The 17,217-nt window shown below is 63.1% G+C and carries 14 protein-coding genes, 1 tRNA gene and 1 pseudogene; 7 read left to right on the forward strand and 9 right to left on the reverse strand.

The window, feature by feature from the left end; all coding sequences use genetic code 11:
* Nucleotides 1-71 precede the first annotated feature (71 nt).
* On the reverse strand, nucleotides 72-2,000 hold the full coding sequence (locus tag OGV19_RS15245; RefSeq protein WP_264309537.1) for an ATP-binding cassette domain-containing protein: 1,929 nt from the start codon (nucleotides 1,998-2,000) through the stop codon (nucleotides 72-74).
* Between the two features lie 221 nt (nucleotides 2,001-2,221).
* On the opposite strand from OGV19_RS15245, the gene OGV19_RS15250 reads away from it, so the two are divergent.
* A complete protein-coding gene (locus tag OGV19_RS15250; protein ID WP_264309538.1) occupies nucleotides 2,222-4,150 on the forward strand; it encodes a transglycosylase SLT domain-containing protein in 1,929 nt (642 codons plus the stop codon).
* Between the two features lie 125 nt (nucleotides 4,151-4,275).
* Here the strand turns inward: OGV19_RS15250 and OGV19_RS15255 are convergent, their stop codons facing one another.
* Both OGV19_RS15255 and OGV19_RS15260 read right to left on the reverse strand, forming a co-directional pair.
* On the reverse strand, nucleotides 4,276-5,076 hold the full coding sequence (locus OGV19_RS15255; protein WP_264309539.1) for an MOSC domain-containing protein: 801 nt from the start codon (nucleotides 5,074-5,076) through the stop codon (nucleotides 4,276-4,278).
* 55 nt (nucleotides 5,077-5,131) lie between these two features.
* Nucleotides 5,132-6,067, reverse strand: coding sequence for a chemotaxis protein CheV (locus OGV19_RS15260; RefSeq protein WP_264309540.1), 936 nt, complete (start codon nucleotides 6,065-6,067; stop codon nucleotides 5,132-5,134).
* A gap of 349 nt (nucleotides 6,068-6,416) precedes the next feature.
* Here OGV19_RS15260 and OGV19_RS15265 point away from each other — a divergent pair, with 349 nt between their 5' ends.
* The 3 genes from OGV19_RS15265 to OGV19_RS15275 all read left to right on the forward strand — a co-directional run bounded on the left by OGV19_RS15265 (nucleotide 6,417) and on the right by OGV19_RS15275 (nucleotide 8,848).
* Complete coding sequence (locus tag OGV19_RS15265; RefSeq protein WP_264309541.1) at nucleotides 6,417-6,917, forward strand: histidine kinase; 501 nt, start codon at nucleotides 6,417-6,419, stop codon at nucleotides 6,915-6,917.
* Between the two features lie 385 nt (nucleotides 6,918-7,302).
* On the forward strand, nucleotides 7,303-8,199 hold the full coding sequence (locus OGV19_RS15270) for a sensor histidine kinase (RefSeq protein WP_264309542.1): 897 nt from the start codon (nucleotides 7,303-7,305) through the stop codon (nucleotides 8,197-8,199).
* Nucleotides 8,189-8,848, forward strand: a complete 660-nt coding sequence (locus OGV19_RS15275) for a response regulator (RefSeq protein WP_264309543.1) — start codon at nucleotides 8,189-8,191, stop codon at nucleotides 8,846-8,848. The genes OGV19_RS15270 and OGV19_RS15275 overlap by 11 nt, the downstream gene beginning before the upstream one ends.
* On the opposite strand, the gene yegS is transcribed toward OGV19_RS15275, so the two are convergent.
* Nucleotides 8,832-9,719 carry a lipid kinase YegS gene (yegS, locus tag OGV19_RS15280; protein ID WP_264309544.1) on the reverse strand — a complete coding sequence of 296 codons (888 nt, stop codon included), beginning with the start codon at nucleotides 9,717-9,719 and terminating at the stop codon, nucleotides 8,832-8,834. The genes OGV19_RS15275 and yegS overlap by 17 nt on opposite strands.
* 298 nt (nucleotides 9,720-10,017) lie before the next feature.
* On the opposite strand from yegS, the gene OGV19_RS15285 reads away from it, so the two are divergent.
* Nucleotides 10,018-11,265, forward strand: a complete 1,248-nt coding sequence (locus OGV19_RS15285) for a glycosyltransferase family 4 protein (protein ID WP_264309545.1) — start codon at nucleotides 10,018-10,020, stop codon at nucleotides 11,263-11,265.
* Here OGV19_RS15285 and glp read toward each other — a convergent pair.
* Both glp and moaB read right to left on the reverse strand, forming a co-directional pair.
* The gene (gene glp / locus OGV19_RS15290) at nucleotides 11,254-12,441 is read right to left on the reverse strand and encodes a molybdopterin molybdotransferase MoeA (RefSeq protein ID WP_264313950.1); all 1,188 of its coding nucleotides are present in this window, start codon (nucleotides 12,439-12,441) and stop codon (nucleotides 11,254-11,256) included. The two genes, OGV19_RS15285 and glp, sit on opposite strands and share 12 nt — an antisense overlap.
* Nucleotides 12,442-12,463: 22 nt before the next feature.
* Nucleotides 12,464-13,003, reverse strand: a complete 540-nt coding sequence (gene moaB / locus OGV19_RS15295; RefSeq protein WP_264309546.1) for a molybdenum cofactor biosynthesis protein B — start codon at nucleotides 13,001-13,003, stop codon at nucleotides 12,464-12,466.
* A 188-nt stretch (nucleotides 13,004-13,191) separates the two neighbouring features.
* On the opposite strand from moaB, the gene OGV19_RS15300 reads away from it, so the two are divergent.
* Nucleotides 13,192-13,413 (forward strand): YgdI/YgdR family lipoprotein, encoded by a 222-nt coding sequence (locus tag OGV19_RS15300; protein WP_027596642.1) that lies wholly within the window; start codon nucleotides 13,192-13,194, stop codon nucleotides 13,411-13,413.
* An 81-nt stretch (nucleotides 13,414-13,494) separates the two neighbouring features.
* Nucleotides 13,495-13,571: transfer RNA gene (locus tag OGV19_RS15305), tRNA-Pro, on the forward strand.
* A gap of 58 nt (nucleotides 13,572-13,629) precedes the next feature.
* Here the strand turns inward: OGV19_RS15305 and mqo are convergent.
* From mqo to OGV19_RS27845, 3 genes and pseudogenes are all read right to left on the reverse strand, one after another.
* Nucleotides 13,630-15,198 (reverse strand): malate dehydrogenase (quinone), encoded by a 1,569-nt coding sequence (gene mqo, locus OGV19_RS15310; protein ID WP_264309547.1) that lies wholly within the window; start codon nucleotides 15,196-15,198, stop codon nucleotides 13,630-13,632.
* Nucleotides 15,199-15,474: 276 nt separating this feature from the next.
* A complete protein-coding gene (locus tag OGV19_RS27840; RefSeq protein WP_413470138.1) occupies nucleotides 15,475-16,242 on the reverse strand; it encodes a methyl-accepting chemotaxis protein in 768 nt (255 codons plus the stop codon).
* A 117-nt stretch (nucleotides 16,243-16,359) separates the two neighbouring features.
* Nucleotides 16,360-17,193: pseudogene (locus OGV19_RS27845) on the reverse strand (HAMP domain-containing protein); the annotation flags it as partial.
* Nucleotides 17,194-17,217: the final 24 nt, after the last annotated feature.

Genomic DNA, 17,217 nt, shown 5'->3' on the forward strand with positions numbered 1-17,217 from the left:
TCTTGCGAACTGTGGCGATCCTGTGGGAGCGGGCTTGCCCCGCGAAGAGGCTGGCTCAGGTCAACCGCTGATCAGCCTTCGAGCTCAGCCCAGCGCTCTACCAGCACATCCAGCTCGCCCTGCAGCTTCTCGATCTGCGCCAGCACCGCCGACGTCTCGCCGATCGGCCGCTGATAGAAGCCCGCCGCATTCACTTCTTCCTGCGCCTCGGCCATACGCTGTTCGACCGCGTCGATCTGCCCAGGCAACATCTCCAGCTCACGCTGCAGCTTGTAGCTGAGTTTCTTCTTCGAGGCATCGGCTACGGCTGCCACCGGCGCCGCTTCAGCCTGCACGTCCTGCTTCTCGACCACCGCACTGTTGAGCTCGGACTTGCCGCCCTTGCTTTCGGTCACGCCCAGCAGCTTGGGCGAGCCGCCCTGACGGATCCAGTCCTCATAGCCACCGACATACTCGCGCACCTTGCCCTCGCCTTCGAACACCAGGGTGCTGGTGACGACGTTGTCGAGGAAGGCCCGGTCGTGGCTGACCATCAGCACGGTACCCTTGTAGTTGGACAGCACCTCTTCCAGCAATTCGAGGGTTTCCACGTCCAAGTCGTTGGTCGGTTCGTCCAGCACCAGCAGGTTGGCCGGCTTGCTGAACAGCTTGGCCAGCAGCAAACGCGCACGCTCACCACCCGACAGCGCCTTGACCGGCGTGCGGGCACGCTGAGGGCTGAACAGGAAGTCGCCCAGGTAGCTCAGCACATGGCGGTTCTGGCCATCGATCTCGATGAAGTCACGGCCTTCAGCCAGGTTGTCGATGACGGTCTTTTCCAGATCGAGCTGATGACGCATCTGGTCGAAGTAAGCCACTTCCAGCTTGGTGCCACGCTCGACCTTGCCCGAGATGGGCTCCAGGTCGCCGAGCATCATCTTCAGCAACGTGGTCTTGCCGGTACCGTTGGCACCCAGCAGGCCGATACGGTCCTGGCGCTGCAGAACCATGGAGAAGTCCTTGACCAGCATCGGGCCGTCGGCATGGGCGAAGCTGATGTTCTCCAGCACCATGACCTGCTTGCCGGACTTGTCCGCCGACTCGATCTGGATGTTCGCCTTGCCCTGACGCTCACGGCGCTCGCCGCGTTCGACGCGCAAGGCCTTGAGGGCTCGCACACGCCCTTCGTTACGGGTACGCCGGGCCTTGATGCCCTGACGGATCCACACTTCTTCCTGGGCCAGGCGCTTGTCGAACAGCGCGTTAGCGGTTTCTTCGGCGGCCAGCGCGGCTTCCTTGTGCACCAGGAAGCTGGCGTAGTCGCCGTTCCAGTCGATCAGCCCACCACGGTCCAGTTCGAGGATGCGGGTGGCCAGGTTTTGCAGGAAGGAGCGGTCGTGGGTGATGAACAGCACCGCGCCATTGAAGCCGCGCAGGGCCTCTTCAAGCCAGGCGATCGCACCGATGTCCAGGTGGTTGGTCGGCTCGTCGAGCAGCAGCAGATCGGGCTCCGACACCAACGCCTGGGCCAGCAGCACGCGACGGCGCCAACCACCGGACAGCTCGGCCAGGGTCTTGTCGGCAGGCAGTTGCAGGCGGCTCAGGGTGCTTTCCACCACCTGCTGCAGGCGCCAGCCGTCGCGGGCTTCGAGCTCGTGCTGAACGTGCATGAGTTTTTCCAGGTCTTCGTCGCCCTGGATGTTCTGGCTCAGGTGGTGGAACTCGGCCAGCAACGCGCCAACGCCATCAAGGCCCTCGGCCACCACATCGAACACGCTGCGCTCGTCGGCCAGCGGCAACTCCTGTGGCAGCTCGCCGATCTTCAGGCCGGGTGCGCGCCAGATCTCGCCGTCGTCGCCTTTCTGCTCGCCCTTGACCAGGCGCAGCATGCTCGACTTGCCGGTGCCGTTGCGGCCGATGATGCACACCCGCTCGCCACGAGCGATCTGCCAGGACACTTTGTCCAGCAGCGGCATGGCGCCGAATGCGAGGGACACATCGCTGAATTTGAGCAGGGTCATGTTGGTCTCCATAAATCGGGCGCGCATTCTACCTGACTTGGGCCCCCACGGCATTAAGTTGACCACCCTACGTGGGCTTTACGACATCTGGTCGAACTTAATGTCTTGATACAAGCACTGCGCTTTCATCTGCCGTCGGCAAACGGCTAAGCTAAGGCCATAGCTTCCAACAGTGCTGGCTTCGCCGTCACTTCCCCATGGTTCAACTGCCCGGACGTATCATGCGCAGCCGCCTGTTACAGATTGCATCCTGCCTGCTGCTTACCGCCGCCACCGCCAGCGCGGCGCAGGCCCTCGACCTCACACAACAGCGCCAGTACTACGACGAGGCCAAGCGCGCCCTGGCCAAGGGCGACAAAGGCCCTTACCTGCGCTATGCCCAGCAGCTGCGCGACTACCCACTGACGCCCTACCTCACCTACGACGAGCTCACCGCACGCCTGAAAAGCGCCAGCAACGAGGAAATCGAAGGGTTCCTGGCCAAACACGGCGACCTGCCCCAAGCCAACTGGATGAAACTGCGCTGGTTGCGCTGGCTGGCCGAGCGCGGCGAATGGAACACCTTCGTCAAGTACTACGACCCTAAGCTCAACTTCACCGAGTTGGACTGCCTCAACGGCCAGTACCAGCTCAGCCACGGCCTGCGCGCCGAAGGCTATGCCACGGCCGATAAACTGTGGAGCGTCGGCAAGTCGCAACCTGCAGCCTGCGACACGCTGTTCGGCATGTGGGCCGCCGAGGGTCAACTGACCGAGGCCAAGCGCTGGGACCGCACCAAGCTGGCGGCGCAGGCGCGCAACTACGGTTTGGCCAACAACCTGGTCAAGACGCTGAACACCCTCGGCCCGCAGGGCCGCCTGCTGATCGACGTGGCGCAGAAGCCCGAGCTGCTCAACCAGCCATCGCGCTTCACCCCGGTCAACGAAGCCATGTCCGACGTGGTCAGCCTTGGCCTGCGCCGTCTGGCCCGGCAGGACCCGGAGCGGGCCATGGCGCTGCTCGATGACTACGCCCGCCGCATGCACTTCTCCCGCGATGAAAAGGTCGCCATCGCCCGCGAGATCGGCCTGACCCTGGCGCGCCGCTACGACCCGCGCGCGCTCGACCTGATGACCCGCTACGATCCCGAGCTGCGTGACAACACCGTCAGCGAATGGCGCATGCGCCTGTTGCTGCGCCTGGGCCGCTGGGAAGATGCCTACGAGCTGACCAAGCGTCTGCCCCAGGACCTGGCCAGCAGCAACCGCTGGAAGTACTGGCAGGCGCGCAGCCTTGAGCTGGCCCAGCCGAACAACCCGCAAATTCCGCTGCTCTACAACACCGTGGCACGCGAGCGCGATTTCTATGGCTTCCTTGCAGCCGACCGGGCACAGACCCCTTACCAGTTGAACAACAAGCCCCTGGTAATGAGCCAGCAGTTGGTCAACAAGGTACGCAATACCCCTGGTATCCGCCGCGCCCTGGAGTTCCATGCCCGCGGGCAGATCGTCGAAGGGCGCCGCGAGTGGTACCACGTCAGCCGCCATTTCACCCGCGACGAGATGGTCGCCCAGGCACGCCTGGCCTACGAACTGCGCTGGTACTTCCCGGCCATCCGGACCATCAGCCAGGCCCAGTACTGGGATGACCTGGACATCCGCTTCCCGATGGCCCACCGCGACACCCTGGTGCGCGAGGCCAAGGTGCGTGGCCTGCATTCAAGCTGGGTGTTCGCCATTACCCGCCAGGAAAGTGCCTTCATGGAAGATGCGCGGTCCAGCGTGGGTGCCAGCGGCTTGATGCAGCTGATGCCGGCCACCGCCAAGGAAACGGCGCGCAAGTTCAGTATTCCGCTGGCATCGCCTGCGCAGGTGTTCAACCCGGACAAGAACATCCAGTTGGGTGCAGCGTATCTGAGCCAGGTGCACAGCCAGTTCAATGGCAACCGGGTGCTCGCTTCGGCGGCCTACAACGCAGGCCCTGGGCGGGTACGTCAGTGGCTCAAAGGCGCCAAGCACCTGAGCTTCGATGTGTGGGTTGAGTCGATCCCGTTCGACGAGACACGCCAGTACGTGCAGAACGTGCTGTCGTATTCGGTGATCTACGGGCAGAAGCTCAACTCGCCGCAGCCACTGGTGGATTGGCACGAGCGGTACTTTGACGATATGTGAACCGCCCTTAATTCAAGAACACATGACGTATTTGATTCAGCAGTCCACCGTGTGGGAGGGGCTTGCCCCGGGCAAGCCCGCTCCCACAGGATTGCTATCTCGCTGTGATGTTGTTCTCTGCGCCCCTACAACACCTCGACCTGCATCCCCACCTCAAGCACGCCACTGCCATCCACCGCCAGGTTCTGCCCGAACAACACATCCCCCTCCTTCTCGCGGAAGGTCTTGAGCGTGGTCATGGGCTCGCGGTCCGGGCTGCGTTCGCCGGTCAGTGGGTCAATCGTGGTGAAAATGCACCGCACGCTGGGCTTGAGCACGCGAAACTCCAAGGTACCGATACGAATCCGCTTCCAGCCGTCCTCGGCGAACGGCGCTGCGCCCTGCACCACCAGGTTGGGCCTGAACCGCAGCATCTCCATGGGCCGACCAACGCGCCGATTAAGCTCGTCCAGCGAACCCTGGCCGATCAACAGCAGCGGAAAACCATCCGGAAAAGCCGCACGGTCACTGTTGAAGCCATAACCATTGGGCAAATAACGCGCCCGCTGTTCCGGGCAATACACCAGCCGCACATCCTTGCCGAGCAGCGCCGACAGCCAGGCCGCCGCCACGTCGCCGGCATCGGGCACCCGCAGGGTATCGCGCCAGATCGTCACGCCTCGCAAGTCATCGTCGGCAAGAGGTACAGGCACCTGCAGTGGCAACTGCCCAGGCGCCTCCAGCAGCAACTGCCCGGCATCGTCGTAGCTCGCCCTGAGCTGGCCGAGCTGTGGCCAGGCACGTTGGGTGAGGAAGCGGCCATTCTCCGCTTCCACCACCATCCAGCGGCGGTCACCCAGCAACCCCAGCTGGCCGACCGGCGAAACCTGCAGACTTTGCGCCTGCCCCGACTTCACCGGGTACCGATACAACTCACTCAGAAACATCCCTGCCGCCTCGCGTCATTCGAAACGCCAAGCTTATACCCGGCAAGGTCAGGTATCACCCACTCGTGGTATCGAGCAGCAGGCGCTGCTTGACCACCTCGACCAGACGGTCTGGCTGGAACTTGGACAGGAAATTGTCGCAGCCAACCTTCTTGACCATCGACTCGTTGAAGCTGCCCGACAACGAGGTGTGCAGCACCACGTAAAGCTGACGCAGGCGGGCATCACTGCGGATTTCGGTGGTCAACCGATAGCCGTCCATCTCTGGCATTTCGGCGTCGGTGAACACCATCAGCAGCTTCTCGCACACATCCTCACCGGCATCGGCCCAGCTCTTGAGCAGGCGCAACGCTTTCAGGCCATCACTGGCCACGTGCAGTTTCATGCCCAATTGCGACAGGGTGTCCCGCAACTGCGCCAAGGCTACGCTGGAGTCGTCCACCAGCAGTACTTCACGCCCTCTGGCACGGGCCAGCACCGGGTCGGCGAGCCTTTCACCGGAGACCTTGGCGTTGTAGGGCACGATCTCGGCCAGGACCTTCTCCACATCAATCACTTCGACCAGCTTCTCATCGACCTTGGTGATGGCGGTGAGGTAATGCTGGCGCCCGGCACTGGTAGGCGGAGGCATGATCGCTTCCCAGTTCATGTTGACGATGCGGTCGACGCCACCCACCAGGAAGGCCTGCACCGAACGGTTGTACTCGGTCACGATGATGGTGCTGTCCGGCCCTGGTTGCAGTGGACGCATGCCGATCGCCTGGGACAGGTCGATCACCGGCAAGGTCTGCCCACGCAGGTTGACCACCCCGCAGACAAACGCATGGCGCTGCGGCATCAGCGTCAGCTTGGGCAGCTGCAGCACTTCCTGCACCTTGAACACGTTGATCGCGAACAGCTGCCGACCTGCCAGGCGAAACATCAGAATTTCCAGGCGGTTCTCACCCACCAATTGCGTGCGTTGGTCTACCGTGTCGAGAATGCCAGCCATTGGAAGCCCCCAGGCTTGAGTCGAAAAGTTGAATTCTTCACCCTGTATCGGCGGATTCACGCGCACCTTGACCCTTGCTGGAAAATGCCGCCACGGCAATTGATATCACTTTACCATCATGCTTTACTGCGGACGCATCCTCGGGGCTGCTGCCGGTTTGCACCTTGTTGCACCCTAGTCACCCATCAGGGAAACCCTTAGAGGCAATCGGGTGCAACCTGATGTTCGCGATATCCATTAGCCATTAATGTGACACCATTCTCATTGCATGAATGGAGTTCAGGCTTTTGTTCGCTATCGTATCGCCGTGTCCACCCCTTGCTCCCGCCCTACGCGCCGGAGCGTACTGATGGACAGTGCCTTATCGTTCGAAGGTGCCGTGCAGGCGTTTCTGCTGGATGCGCAAGCCTTGCTGACCCAGTCCCAGGAATGCCTGCAGCACCTGGAGCTGATCGACAACGACGCAGACGCCTGCAATTGCCTGAACACCTCCCTCGACACCCTGGCCCGACGCGCCAGCCGCCTGGACTTGCTTGAGCTTGCCCACTACGTCACCGTTTTGCAGCAGCTGCTCGCACCCGCCTGCCAGCAGCAACGCCTGCTGCGTGAAGCCCTGCCAGCGACGGACGCCTGCCTGACCCTGCTGGCCTGGCAGCTGGAGCTGACAGACCCCCGCACCGGTCAACTGAACCTGGATACCTGCGAGCAGGTGTCGCTGCTCACCGAACTGGCCAGCGCCTTGGAACAACCCTTACCGCAAACCTGTGCATCGTGCGAAGAGCGTGGCAGCCACTGCACTCACCCACACTTGCCCGCTGCCTCCAATACGCGCCCCCGTGTTTCGCACTAACACACCCAAAGAGCAACTAAGGGCCTTGTTCACGCCCACCCGGGTCGAACTTGGAAGTTTCTGCAAATGTTGCCAGCGATACAGACAGCAGTAACCCGCTAGTTACTCTGGAAGTGAATGCCAGCCGAATAATGGATGGCATTTTGCTATTTAGCGCAATTGAACGGACGTGCCGAAATACCCCGTAAACCATGAGGTTTCAAAGCGTTGCCCAGCAGCGACCAATGCCGCGCGAAGTGTTACCATGCCCGCCGGCGAATACCTGCAGTCGGTAAAAAGGCTGATTGAGGACGTGCCCGGCAAAACATCGAAAGTACTGCGCCAAAGCCTCTGGTAAGACTTGTGCAAGGCCTCCATCAGCAATACTTCAGTGGCTTCTCTATCTATGTTCCCACGCTTGAAGACTTCTCTGCGCTGCTGCTCCCGCACTGCCCTGCTGCGCTGGACGACGATAGTGTTGTGCGTGGCCTCCGTGGTCGCCAACCTGCTGCTGTACATGGCCGGCCAACCAATGCCGGCCAGCCTGTTGCTGCTGCAATCGGCGGCGATGCTCGGCGTAGGCCTGCATGTGAGCCTGGGGGCCGGGTCAATCCGCCTGCACCCGGCAGAACTGGCCAAGCGCATGCTCAAGGTTCAGGAAAGCGAGCGCCAGCACCTCGGCCGCGAGCTGCATGACGACATCGGGCAACTGCTCACGGCCGCCAAGCTTCAACTGCAATGGCTGCAACGGCGAGTGCCCAACGAACTTCACAGCCACTGCGACACCCTGCGCGCCACGCTAGACGACGCGCTGAGCAATGTGCGCGATGTTTCTGCCCTGCTCAACCCGCGGCAACTGGCCAGCCTTGGGCTTGAAGCCAGCCTGCGCGCGCACCTGCTGCGCACGCTGGAAAACACCGACGTGCACTGGAGCCTGGCCTGCAATCAGCGGCTCTGGGGCATTGACGAAGCCGTAGCGATGGCCGTGTTTCGCATCACCCAGGAGGCCGTGACCAACATGCTGCGCCATGCCCAGGCGCGCAACCTGTCGGTACGCCTGCAGCGCAGCCCCGCCGGGCTTGCCTTGACGATCCAGGACGATGGCCGCGGTTTTCTCCCCGCAAGAGACCCGGCCGAGTCGGGCCAACGCGGCCTGGCCGGCATGCAGGAACGGGTAACCGCCTTGCAAGGCCGCCTGGACATCACCAGCCAGCTTGGCCTCGGCACGCAGATCGAAGCCCTGTTCCCGTGGCCGCCGCGCACCCAGGAACGCGCCAGGACCTTTACAGCCCATGACTTGTAGACTGCTGCTGGTGGACGACCACTCACTGATCCGTGCCGGGGTGCGGGCGCTGGTCTGCGACATCCCTGGCTACTGCGTGGTCGGGGAGGCCGACGACGGTTGCCTGCTGCTCGAGCACGTCCGTAACCTGGCGCCTGACATCGTCCTGCTGGACATTTCCATGCGTTCAACCAGCGGCCTCGATGCCTTGACCCAATTGCGCGCCAGCGGCAGCACCTGCAAGGTGCTGATCCTGTCGATGCACACCGACCCAGACCTGATCATGCGGGCGCTGGAAAGCGGCGCCCACGGTTACCTGCTCAAGGACACCAGCGCCACCGAACTGGAACAGGCCCTGTGCGCCTTGCGCAACGGCGAGCGCTATCTCAGCCCGGCCATCGCCCACACGGTCATCAACCAGGCATTGCTCAATACGCAGCATCGCACGCAAGCGAGCGGCGAGCGTCATAACCTGACCGCACGCCAACTGGAAATCCTGCGCCTGATCGTGCGGGGCAAATCGACCCGGGAGATCGCCTGCGGCCTGGGGCTTTCGATCAAGACCGTGGAAACCCACCGCTCGCAGATCATGAAACGCCTGCAGATTCACGATGTGGCAGGCCTGGTGCTGTACGCAGTGCGCGAAAAGATCATCAGCCTGGACGACTGAGCAACGGAGACCCGCTCGGCAAGTGCAGGCGCAGGGCTGCGGGCCTGGCCTCGAAGCGCAGGCTGTCGGCCTGCAGTGGCTCGCCATCGAGGTTGATGTCCAGGCCCTGCGAACTCTTGATTTCAACCCAGGGCAGCCTGGCCCGGACGAACAGCCCGTCACCGGCCAACAGATCACGCAATGCCCCCACCACCTCCTGCGGCGCCGGCAGTATGGCGATGTCGAGCAGGCCATCGTCCGCCAGCGCATCCGGGCACAGTAGCTGGCCCCCGCCGGCCTGCCGGCCATTGCCGATACCCAAGGCCAGCAAATCACCTTGCCAGTGAAAACCCGGCCCTTGCAGCTCTACGGATGCTGCCTGCAACTCACTGAAACGCGACAGCCCGGTGAACAGATAGGCGGCAGCCCCCAGCACCTTTTTCAGGTCCTCGGAGGTGTTGGCCGTAACCTGGCTGCCGAAGCCGCCGGTGGCCATGTTGAGGAACAGCTGATCACCAACATGGCCCAGGTCGATAGGCTGCGGCGGCGTGTTCAGCAGTGCCAATGCCGCGTCTGGCTCCAATGGCACGCCCGCGGCCTTGGCGAAATCGTTGGCGGTGCCCAGGGGCATCAGCGCGAGGCTGGCCTTGGCCGCCGCCAGGCCCATGGCTTCGGCGACATCGCGCAATGTGCCATCGCCGCCGCCCGCGACAATATGGGTGTAGCCGGCCGCCAGCGCCTCGCTGACCAGGCGTTGGGCGTCCCCGGCCTCCCAGGTTACCCGCACATCCAGCACCCAGCCGGTCTCGCGCAGCGCCAGCACGGCAGTGCGCAGCGCTTCGTTCATCGCCTGCTTGCCGTGCAGGATCAACATTGCCTTGCGCCCTTGCATCGCGCCTCTCCTTGAAAAATGGCTAACCCAGATCTCGACCGCCAACACGCGCCAATCGTTGCATGACCATCGCAATAATGGTGGGATTCCTCCCATTTACCACACAGTCGCCAATGCCCGGCTATGCTCAGCAGATGCACCGTTGACAAGTATTTGACCCAGGCGCTGAAATTTAGCCTGCGAGTCAGCATATTGACTCGAATTACCGATAGCCATGGACGCGCCCCGGCAGCAGTGATCGGCTGACTGCCGATGGGCGCGTCTTTTCATCCGCAATCTGTAGCGAGGATTCCGGGACATGCGCATTCTCTGGACACTGCCCTACCTACCCTGGCCGACCACCAGCGGCAGCAAGACCCGGCAATATCACCTGATGCGCGCACTCGCCCAACGAGGCCACCGGATTACCCTGCTGGTGCAATCGAAGATCCCCTTGAGCGATACTGCCCGCGAAGCCCTCGAACCCCTGGTCGAACGCCTGATCGTACTGCCCAGGCGCGCGCTGCACAGCCCGCTCAACCTGCTGGCCTCACCGATCATCGACTACCCCATGCGAGCCATCATCAATGGCTTGGCGCCCTGTCTGAGACACCGCTTCGAGCAATTGCTGGACGAGCCCTGGGACGTCATCCAGATCGAGCACAGTTACAGCTTCCAACCTTTCGAGAAGGCTCTGCAGGCGCGCGGCCTGCCCTTCATGCTCAGCGAGCACACCCTCGAATCGGTCATGGGCGGCGCCTGCCATGACCGCCTACCCCTTTGGCTGCGTCCGCTCAACGCGTTCGATCGCTGGCGCTACCGGCGCTGGGAACACCGGGTACTGCGCCAACCCACTGAACTGGTAGCGGTCAGCAGCCACGACGCCGAGCTCATCGCCCAGGTCAGCGGGCGCCCGGTGAACGTGGTAGTCAGTGGCGTGGATTGCGACTTCTATCAGCAGGTGCAACCCTCGCTGCACAGCCAGCGCCTGCTGTTTGTCGGCAATTTCGAGTACGGCTCAAACCTTGAGGCCATCGAATGGGCGCTGGAAGAGATCATGCCGCAGGTGTGGATGAGTAACCCTGCGGTGCGCCTGGCCATTGCCGGCCACGCCCTGCCCGCCAGCTGGAAGCTGCACTGGAACGACCCACGCATCGAGTGGATCGGCTACCGCCCTGACCTGCGCGAGGTGCAGCGGCGCTCGGCACTGTTCTTCGCCCCGCTGCGGTATAGCGGGGGCCCCAAGGTGAAGCTGCTTGAAGCGATGGCCGCCGGGCTGCCGGTCATCACCACCAGCAAGGGTGTTTCAGGGCTGGCCGTGAACAACGGCGAGCACTACCTGGGCAGTGACGATGGCGACCAGTTGGCGCTACTGATCACCCAACTGCTCAACCAACCCTGGCGCATGGCCCAGTTGAGCGAGGCCGGGCGGCAATTCGCCCGTCAGCGCCACGACTGGAACATCGCCGCCCAGCAACTGGAAAACGTGCACATGCGCCTCAACCAGGCACAGCCCGCCGAGGCTACTCAATTGGCGGGCGGCTGGTTCGGTCGGTCAGCCAAGTAGCTCGCTGAACGGGATGAACGGCACGCTGTCGCCCTGCTTCGGCGTGCTGCCTTCGCGCACCTCCACCAACCCTTCGGCCCAGGCTGCACTGCGCAGTACGCCCGAGCTCTGGTTCTTGTAGATGCGCACCTGGCCCTGCTCGATCCGCGCACGCAGGTACTCGCGCCGCTTACCTGCCTTGGGCCAGTCGAAGCCTGCCGGCATGTCGAAGCGCAGCGGCGTGACATCAGCCACGCCCTGGCGCCGCAACAGGTACGGCCGGGTCAGCAGACCGAACGTGACCAACGTGGAGGCTGGGTTGCCCGGCAGGCCGATCACCGGCACACCGCAAAAATGCCCGAAGGTCAGCGGCTTGCCCGGCTTGATCGCCAACTTCCACAAGGCCAGTTCGCCGGCTTCGCGCAGGGCGGCCCCGAGGTAATCGGCCTCGCCGACGGAGACGCCGCCGGTGGACAGGATCAGGTCGACATCGCCCAGCGCCGCCAAGCATTCGCGGGTGCGCGCCAGGTCATCGGGCAAAATCCCCGCATCCCGAACTTCGCACCCCAAGCGCTGCAACCAGCTGACCAGCAAGCGGCGGTTGCTGTTGTAGATCTGCCCTGGCCCCAAAGGCAGGCCAGGCTCGATCAGTTCGTCACCGGTAGACAGCACCGCCACACGCACCTTGCGCACCACGTCCAGGCGAGCCTGACCGAGGGTCGCGGCCAAACCCAGCTCGATCGGCCCCAGGCGTGTGCCGGCGCTCATCACCTGCTCGCCCTGACGCGTTTCCTGGCCTTGCGGACGAATGTTCTGATCGACCTTGAGCGGCTCACGGAAACGCACCCGGCCGTCGTCCAACACGTCGGCGTTCTCCTGCATTTCAACGCAGTCGGCGCCAGCCGGCACCGGCGCGCCGGTGAAGATGCGTGCGCACGTACCCGGCTGCAGCGGCTGCGGCGCATGGCCGGCAAAGATCCGCTGGCTGACCGGCAAGGGCTCACCGTGCCAGTCCGCCAGGCGCAGGGCATAACCGTCCATGGCGCTGTTCGGCCAGGGCGGCAGGTCGAGCGAAGCCACCAGGTCGCTGGCCAGCACGCGCCCGTCAGCTTCGGCCAGCGGTACATGCTCGGTTTCCCGGATCGGTGCGGCCTCTGCCAGCGCAAGCAACCGCTGCAGTACGTCTTCCACCGGCATCAGTGGCCGGGCCTGGTTAGCCTCAGCCACGGCTTTCACAGGCCGCTGCCTGCTTCAGGTGGGGCACGAAATTGCACGGACGATGGCGGGCATCGAGCTGCTCGGCGAGGATGCCGTCCCAGCCGGTGCGCACCGCATTGGTCGAGCCCGGCAGGCAGCAAACCAGGGTGCCATTGGCCAGGCCCGCGAGGGCCCGCGACTGTACGGTGGAGGTGCCGATGTCGGCCACGGAGATCTGGCGGAACAGCTCACCGAAACCATCCACCTGCTTGTCCAGCAGGCAGGCCACGGCCTCGGGCGTGCTGTCCCGCCCGGTGAAACCGGTGCCGCCGGTAATCAGCACGACCTGCACCTCATCGTCTGCGATCCAGGTAGCGACCTGGGCGCGAATCTTGTACAGGTCGTCCTTGAGCAAAACCCGCGCCGCCAGGTGGTGACCGGCCGCCGTCAGGCGATCGACGAACAGCTGGCCGGAGGTATCGTTGTCGAGGGTACGCGTGTCGCTGACCGTGAGCACGGCGATGTTCAGCGGTACGAAGGGGGTATCTGCCTTGGCTTTCATGGGTGTCCGTCACAAGAAGATGGGATGGCGCATTTATAACACAGCACACCCCCGCCACAGCGGCGCGCCCCTGCGCCCTTGCCCTTGGTCAATACTTAGGTTTTGCCGCTATGCTGCACTGGAAAGGAACTTGCGTGGACGCCCTGCGTCTTAAAAGTCATCTAGCACCATCGCACTGGAGAAACACGATGATTCAACGGACCCTTCCCGCTTTTCTGCTTGCCTTGGGCCTGGGCGCCCTCGCCGGCTGCGCATCGCCAACCGTCATTACCCTGAACGATGGCCGCGAGATCCAGGCAGTGGATACTCCCTCGTTTGACGAGGACTCCGGTTTCTACGAGTTCGAACAACTCGATGGCAAGCGTACGCGCCTGAACAAAGACCAGATCCGTACCGTCAAAGAGCTGTGATCTGGCTACCCTTTTTGGCAAACGCCCTTTTAACAACAAGGGCTTGCGTGCAAAAAAGGGATGCAGTAGGATTTCGTTCATCGGAGTGTAGCGCAGCCAGGTAGCGCGTCTCGTTCGGGACGAGAAGGCCGCAGGTTCGAATCCTGTCTCTCCGACCAAATCCTGCTCAAAAAGCCCGCCTTGCGCGGGCTTTTTGTTGTCCGCCTGAAAGGCTATTTACGGCTCAGCCTGCACCGGCACATACAGCAGTTGCAGACGCTCGCTGCTCCACGCCCGGGTCTGGTTGGTCAGCTCAAGGTTGTTGTTCAGCTTCTGCCCATAGCTGGGCACGATCTGCTTGAGTTTGGCCTGCCATTCAGGTGTCTTGAGGCGGTCCTTGAAGGTCTTCTCCAGCACCGTCAGCATGATCGGCGCGGCAGTCGAGGCGCCCGGGGAAGCACCCAGCAGCGCGGCGATACTGCCGTCCTGGGCGGCCACCACTTCGGTGCCGAACTGCAGCACACCACCCAGCACCGGGTCCTTCTTGATCACTTGCACGCGCTGGCCAGCCTGCAGCAGCTTCCAGTCTTCGTTCTTGGCGTTGGGGAAGTACTCGCGCAGGGCATTCATGCGGTCATCGAAGCTGAGCATCAATTGCCCCATCAGGTAGGTGCTCAGGTCGATGTTGTCGATGCCGGCGTTCACCATCGGCAGCACGTTGTGGCTGTTCAGCGAGGCGAACATATCCAGCAGCGAGCCCTGCTTGAGGTACTTGGTGGAGAAGGTGGCGAAGGGGCCGAACAGCAGCACTTGCTTGCCGTCGATCATCCGCGTGTCCAGGTGCGGGACCGACATCGGCGGTGCGCCGACCGAAGCCTTGCCATACAGCTTGGCCTGATGGCGCGCGACCACATCCGGGTTGTCGGTCATCAGGAACTGGCCACCCACCGGGAACCCAGCATAGCCTTCAGCTTCCGGGATAGCCGACTTCTGCAACAGCTTGAGCGCGCCACCACCGGCCCCAATGAAGACGAACCGGGCGTTGACCGCCACCTCGTTGCCGCCCTTGGCCAGGTCAGCCACCACCACACGCCAGGTGCCATCATCGTTGCGCACGATGTCACGCACTTCATGGCTGAGGTTCAGGGTGACGTTGGGGTTGCGGGTCATCGAGGCGAACAGCTGACGGGTGATCTCGCCAAAGTTCACGTCGGTGCCGATCGCCATGCGCGTGGCGGCGATCTTCTGCCCAGGGTCGCGGCCTTCCATCACCAGCGGTGCCCATTGGCGGATCTGCTCGTGGTCTTCGCTGATCTGCATGCCACGGAACAGCGAACTGTGCTGCAGGGCATCGACGCGCTTGTGCAAGAAGGCGATGTTGTCGTCACCCCACACAAAGCTCATGTGCGGCACGTTGTTGATGAACGATTTCGGGTTGCTCAGCACGCCCTGCTCGACCTGGTAGGCCCAGAACTGCTTGGAGATCTCGAATTGCTCGTTGACCCCCACCGCCTTGCTGATGTCGATGCTGCCATCCTTGCCAACACTGGTGTAGTTCAGCTCGCAGAACGCGGAGTGACCGGTGCCGGCGTTGTTCCAGGCATTGGAGCTTTCTTCGGCAACCTGGTCCAGGCGCTCATAGATGTCGACCTTCCAGTTCGGCTCCAGCTCGGTGAGGTAGGTGCCCAGGCTGGCACTCATGATGCCACCGCCAATCAGCAGGACGTCGACGGTCTTTTCCGGCTCCGTGGGTTTGGAGCAGCCGATGACGCTCAGGCAAAGGAGCGCCAGCAGGATTTTTTTCATTAGCTCAATCCAATTGATGTGAAGGATTGGCAGTCGTTGCCCCCGGCATGCACGCCCGGATGTTGTTGTGGTTTGGAGGGGTATTTCGCTGGATCGGGGCACGATCGCCTCGGGCATAGGCCCGGACGCGCTTAAGCAGGGAGTGTGCCAACTGAACTTAGACCAATGTCTAAGGGGTGAGACAGTGGGTCGCATGGCGACAATCCGCCACAGTTGAGCCAAGTTCACCCCGTTTATGGCGGATTTCCCCTTGGGGGAGCGGCCCTGACCAACAGGTCAGGCCGTCAACCGCGAAGTCACCTCCCCTAACTGCCCCGACAACCCGTGCAAGCGCTGCCCGGCCTGTTCGGTCTGCTGCACCGCCTCCTGGTTGGTGGTGGCGATGCGGGTGATTTCGATCAGATTACGCGAGATGTCCTCGGCCACGCTGGTCTGCTCTTCAGCCGCCGTCGCGATCTGCCGGTTCATGTCGCGGATCGCCTCCACCGCCGAGGTGATGCGTTGCAGCATCTGCCCCGCTTGCTGAACCTGCTCGGCCCCCTCCTCGCTGCGCTGCTGCCCGCTTTCGATGGCCTTCACCGCCTCTACCGCCCCCGACTGCACCGCCTCGATGATCTGGTGGATTTCGGCGATCGAAGCGGCGGTGCGCTGGGCCAGGCTGCGCACCTCGTCAGCGACCACCGCAAAGCCACGCCCGGCCTCGCCCGCGCGGGCCGCCTCGATGGCCGCATTGAGCGCCAGCAGGTTGGTCTGCTCGGCAATGCCGCGAATCACTTCGAGCACCTTGCCAATGCGCGTACTGTCATGCTCCAGGTCGCGTATCACTGCTGCCGTGCCGGCGATCTCACGGTTGACCACGCCAATGATGTCAATGGTCTGCTGCATCACCTGCTCGCCTGCCTGGGCGCTGTGGTCGGCATCATCGGCAGCGCGGGCGGCGTCGGCGGCATGGCGGGCCACTTCCTGGGCGGTGGCGGACATCTCATGCATGGCTGTGGCCACCTGGTCAGTGCGCTGGAACTGGTCCTGCGTGCCCTGGGCCATGTCTGCGGCGATGCTGCGCAACTGGCCACTGGCGCCTTCCAACTCCTGGGCGTTGTCCTTGAGCCGGCCGACCGTCTCGGCAAGAAAGTCACGCAAGGTATTGGCCGCACGCGCCAAGCGCCCCAATTCATCTTCGCGGCGGCTGTCCACGCGGGCAGCGAAGCGGCCTTGGCTCAACTGCGCGACATACTCGATCAACTGGCGGATCGGTTCGATCAGGCTGCGATTGACCAGCCACAGGCTGAACAGGCCAACCAGCAGCGCCGAGGCCAGCATGACCAGCAAGCCCAGCCACACGGTACGCTCGGCGTTGGCACTGATGCTCGCGGCACGCGCGCGGGCATCGGCACGCAGCTGTTCGACCAGCTCGCTCATCTGCTCGCTGGCAGCACGGTCCACGCCCTTGACCGCCAGGTCGCCCGCAACCGGGTCGCCACCTGCGGCGATAAACGCCTGACGCCCTTGCGCATAGGCCTGGCCCAGCTGCCGATGGCTGTCACGCAGCTGTTGCAAGGGGGCTTTGAGCCGGGCATCGCTGTTGTCGATCAGTTGCCCCAGCAACTGCTGGACCTGCTGCTCGCGGGCCTGAAACTGCTGCCAGTACTTGTCCAGCTCGGCGGGCTGGCGACCGCGCAGCAGCACGTTCTTCCATTCCTGCACCTGGATCTTGAACTGTAAGTTGGCTTCATCGATCAATTGCGAAGCCCGCAGCGGCCCATCGACCAACTCGGCATAGCCGCGCACGCTGGACGACAGAAACTGAAAACACACCAGCGCGATCAGCAGCATCGCTGCCAGACTGCCGCCGAGCAGGGAGAGAATTTGCACTCTGAGGGCCTTACGCAACATCGCGGCTCTCAACACCAGAAGGAAGGGAACGGCGCGCGTCTGCGGCGCCGGGCAAGACATTCCATGTCCTCGTAGGCTGGCTCGCAAAAAAAAGGCTGCCATCGTTCGATAGCAGCCAACTTGAGC

The organism is Pseudomonas putida, assembly GCF_025905425.1.
GTDB classification, from domain to species: Bacteria; Pseudomonadota; Gammaproteobacteria; order Pseudomonadales; family Pseudomonadaceae; genus Aquipseudomonas; species Aquipseudomonas putida_AF.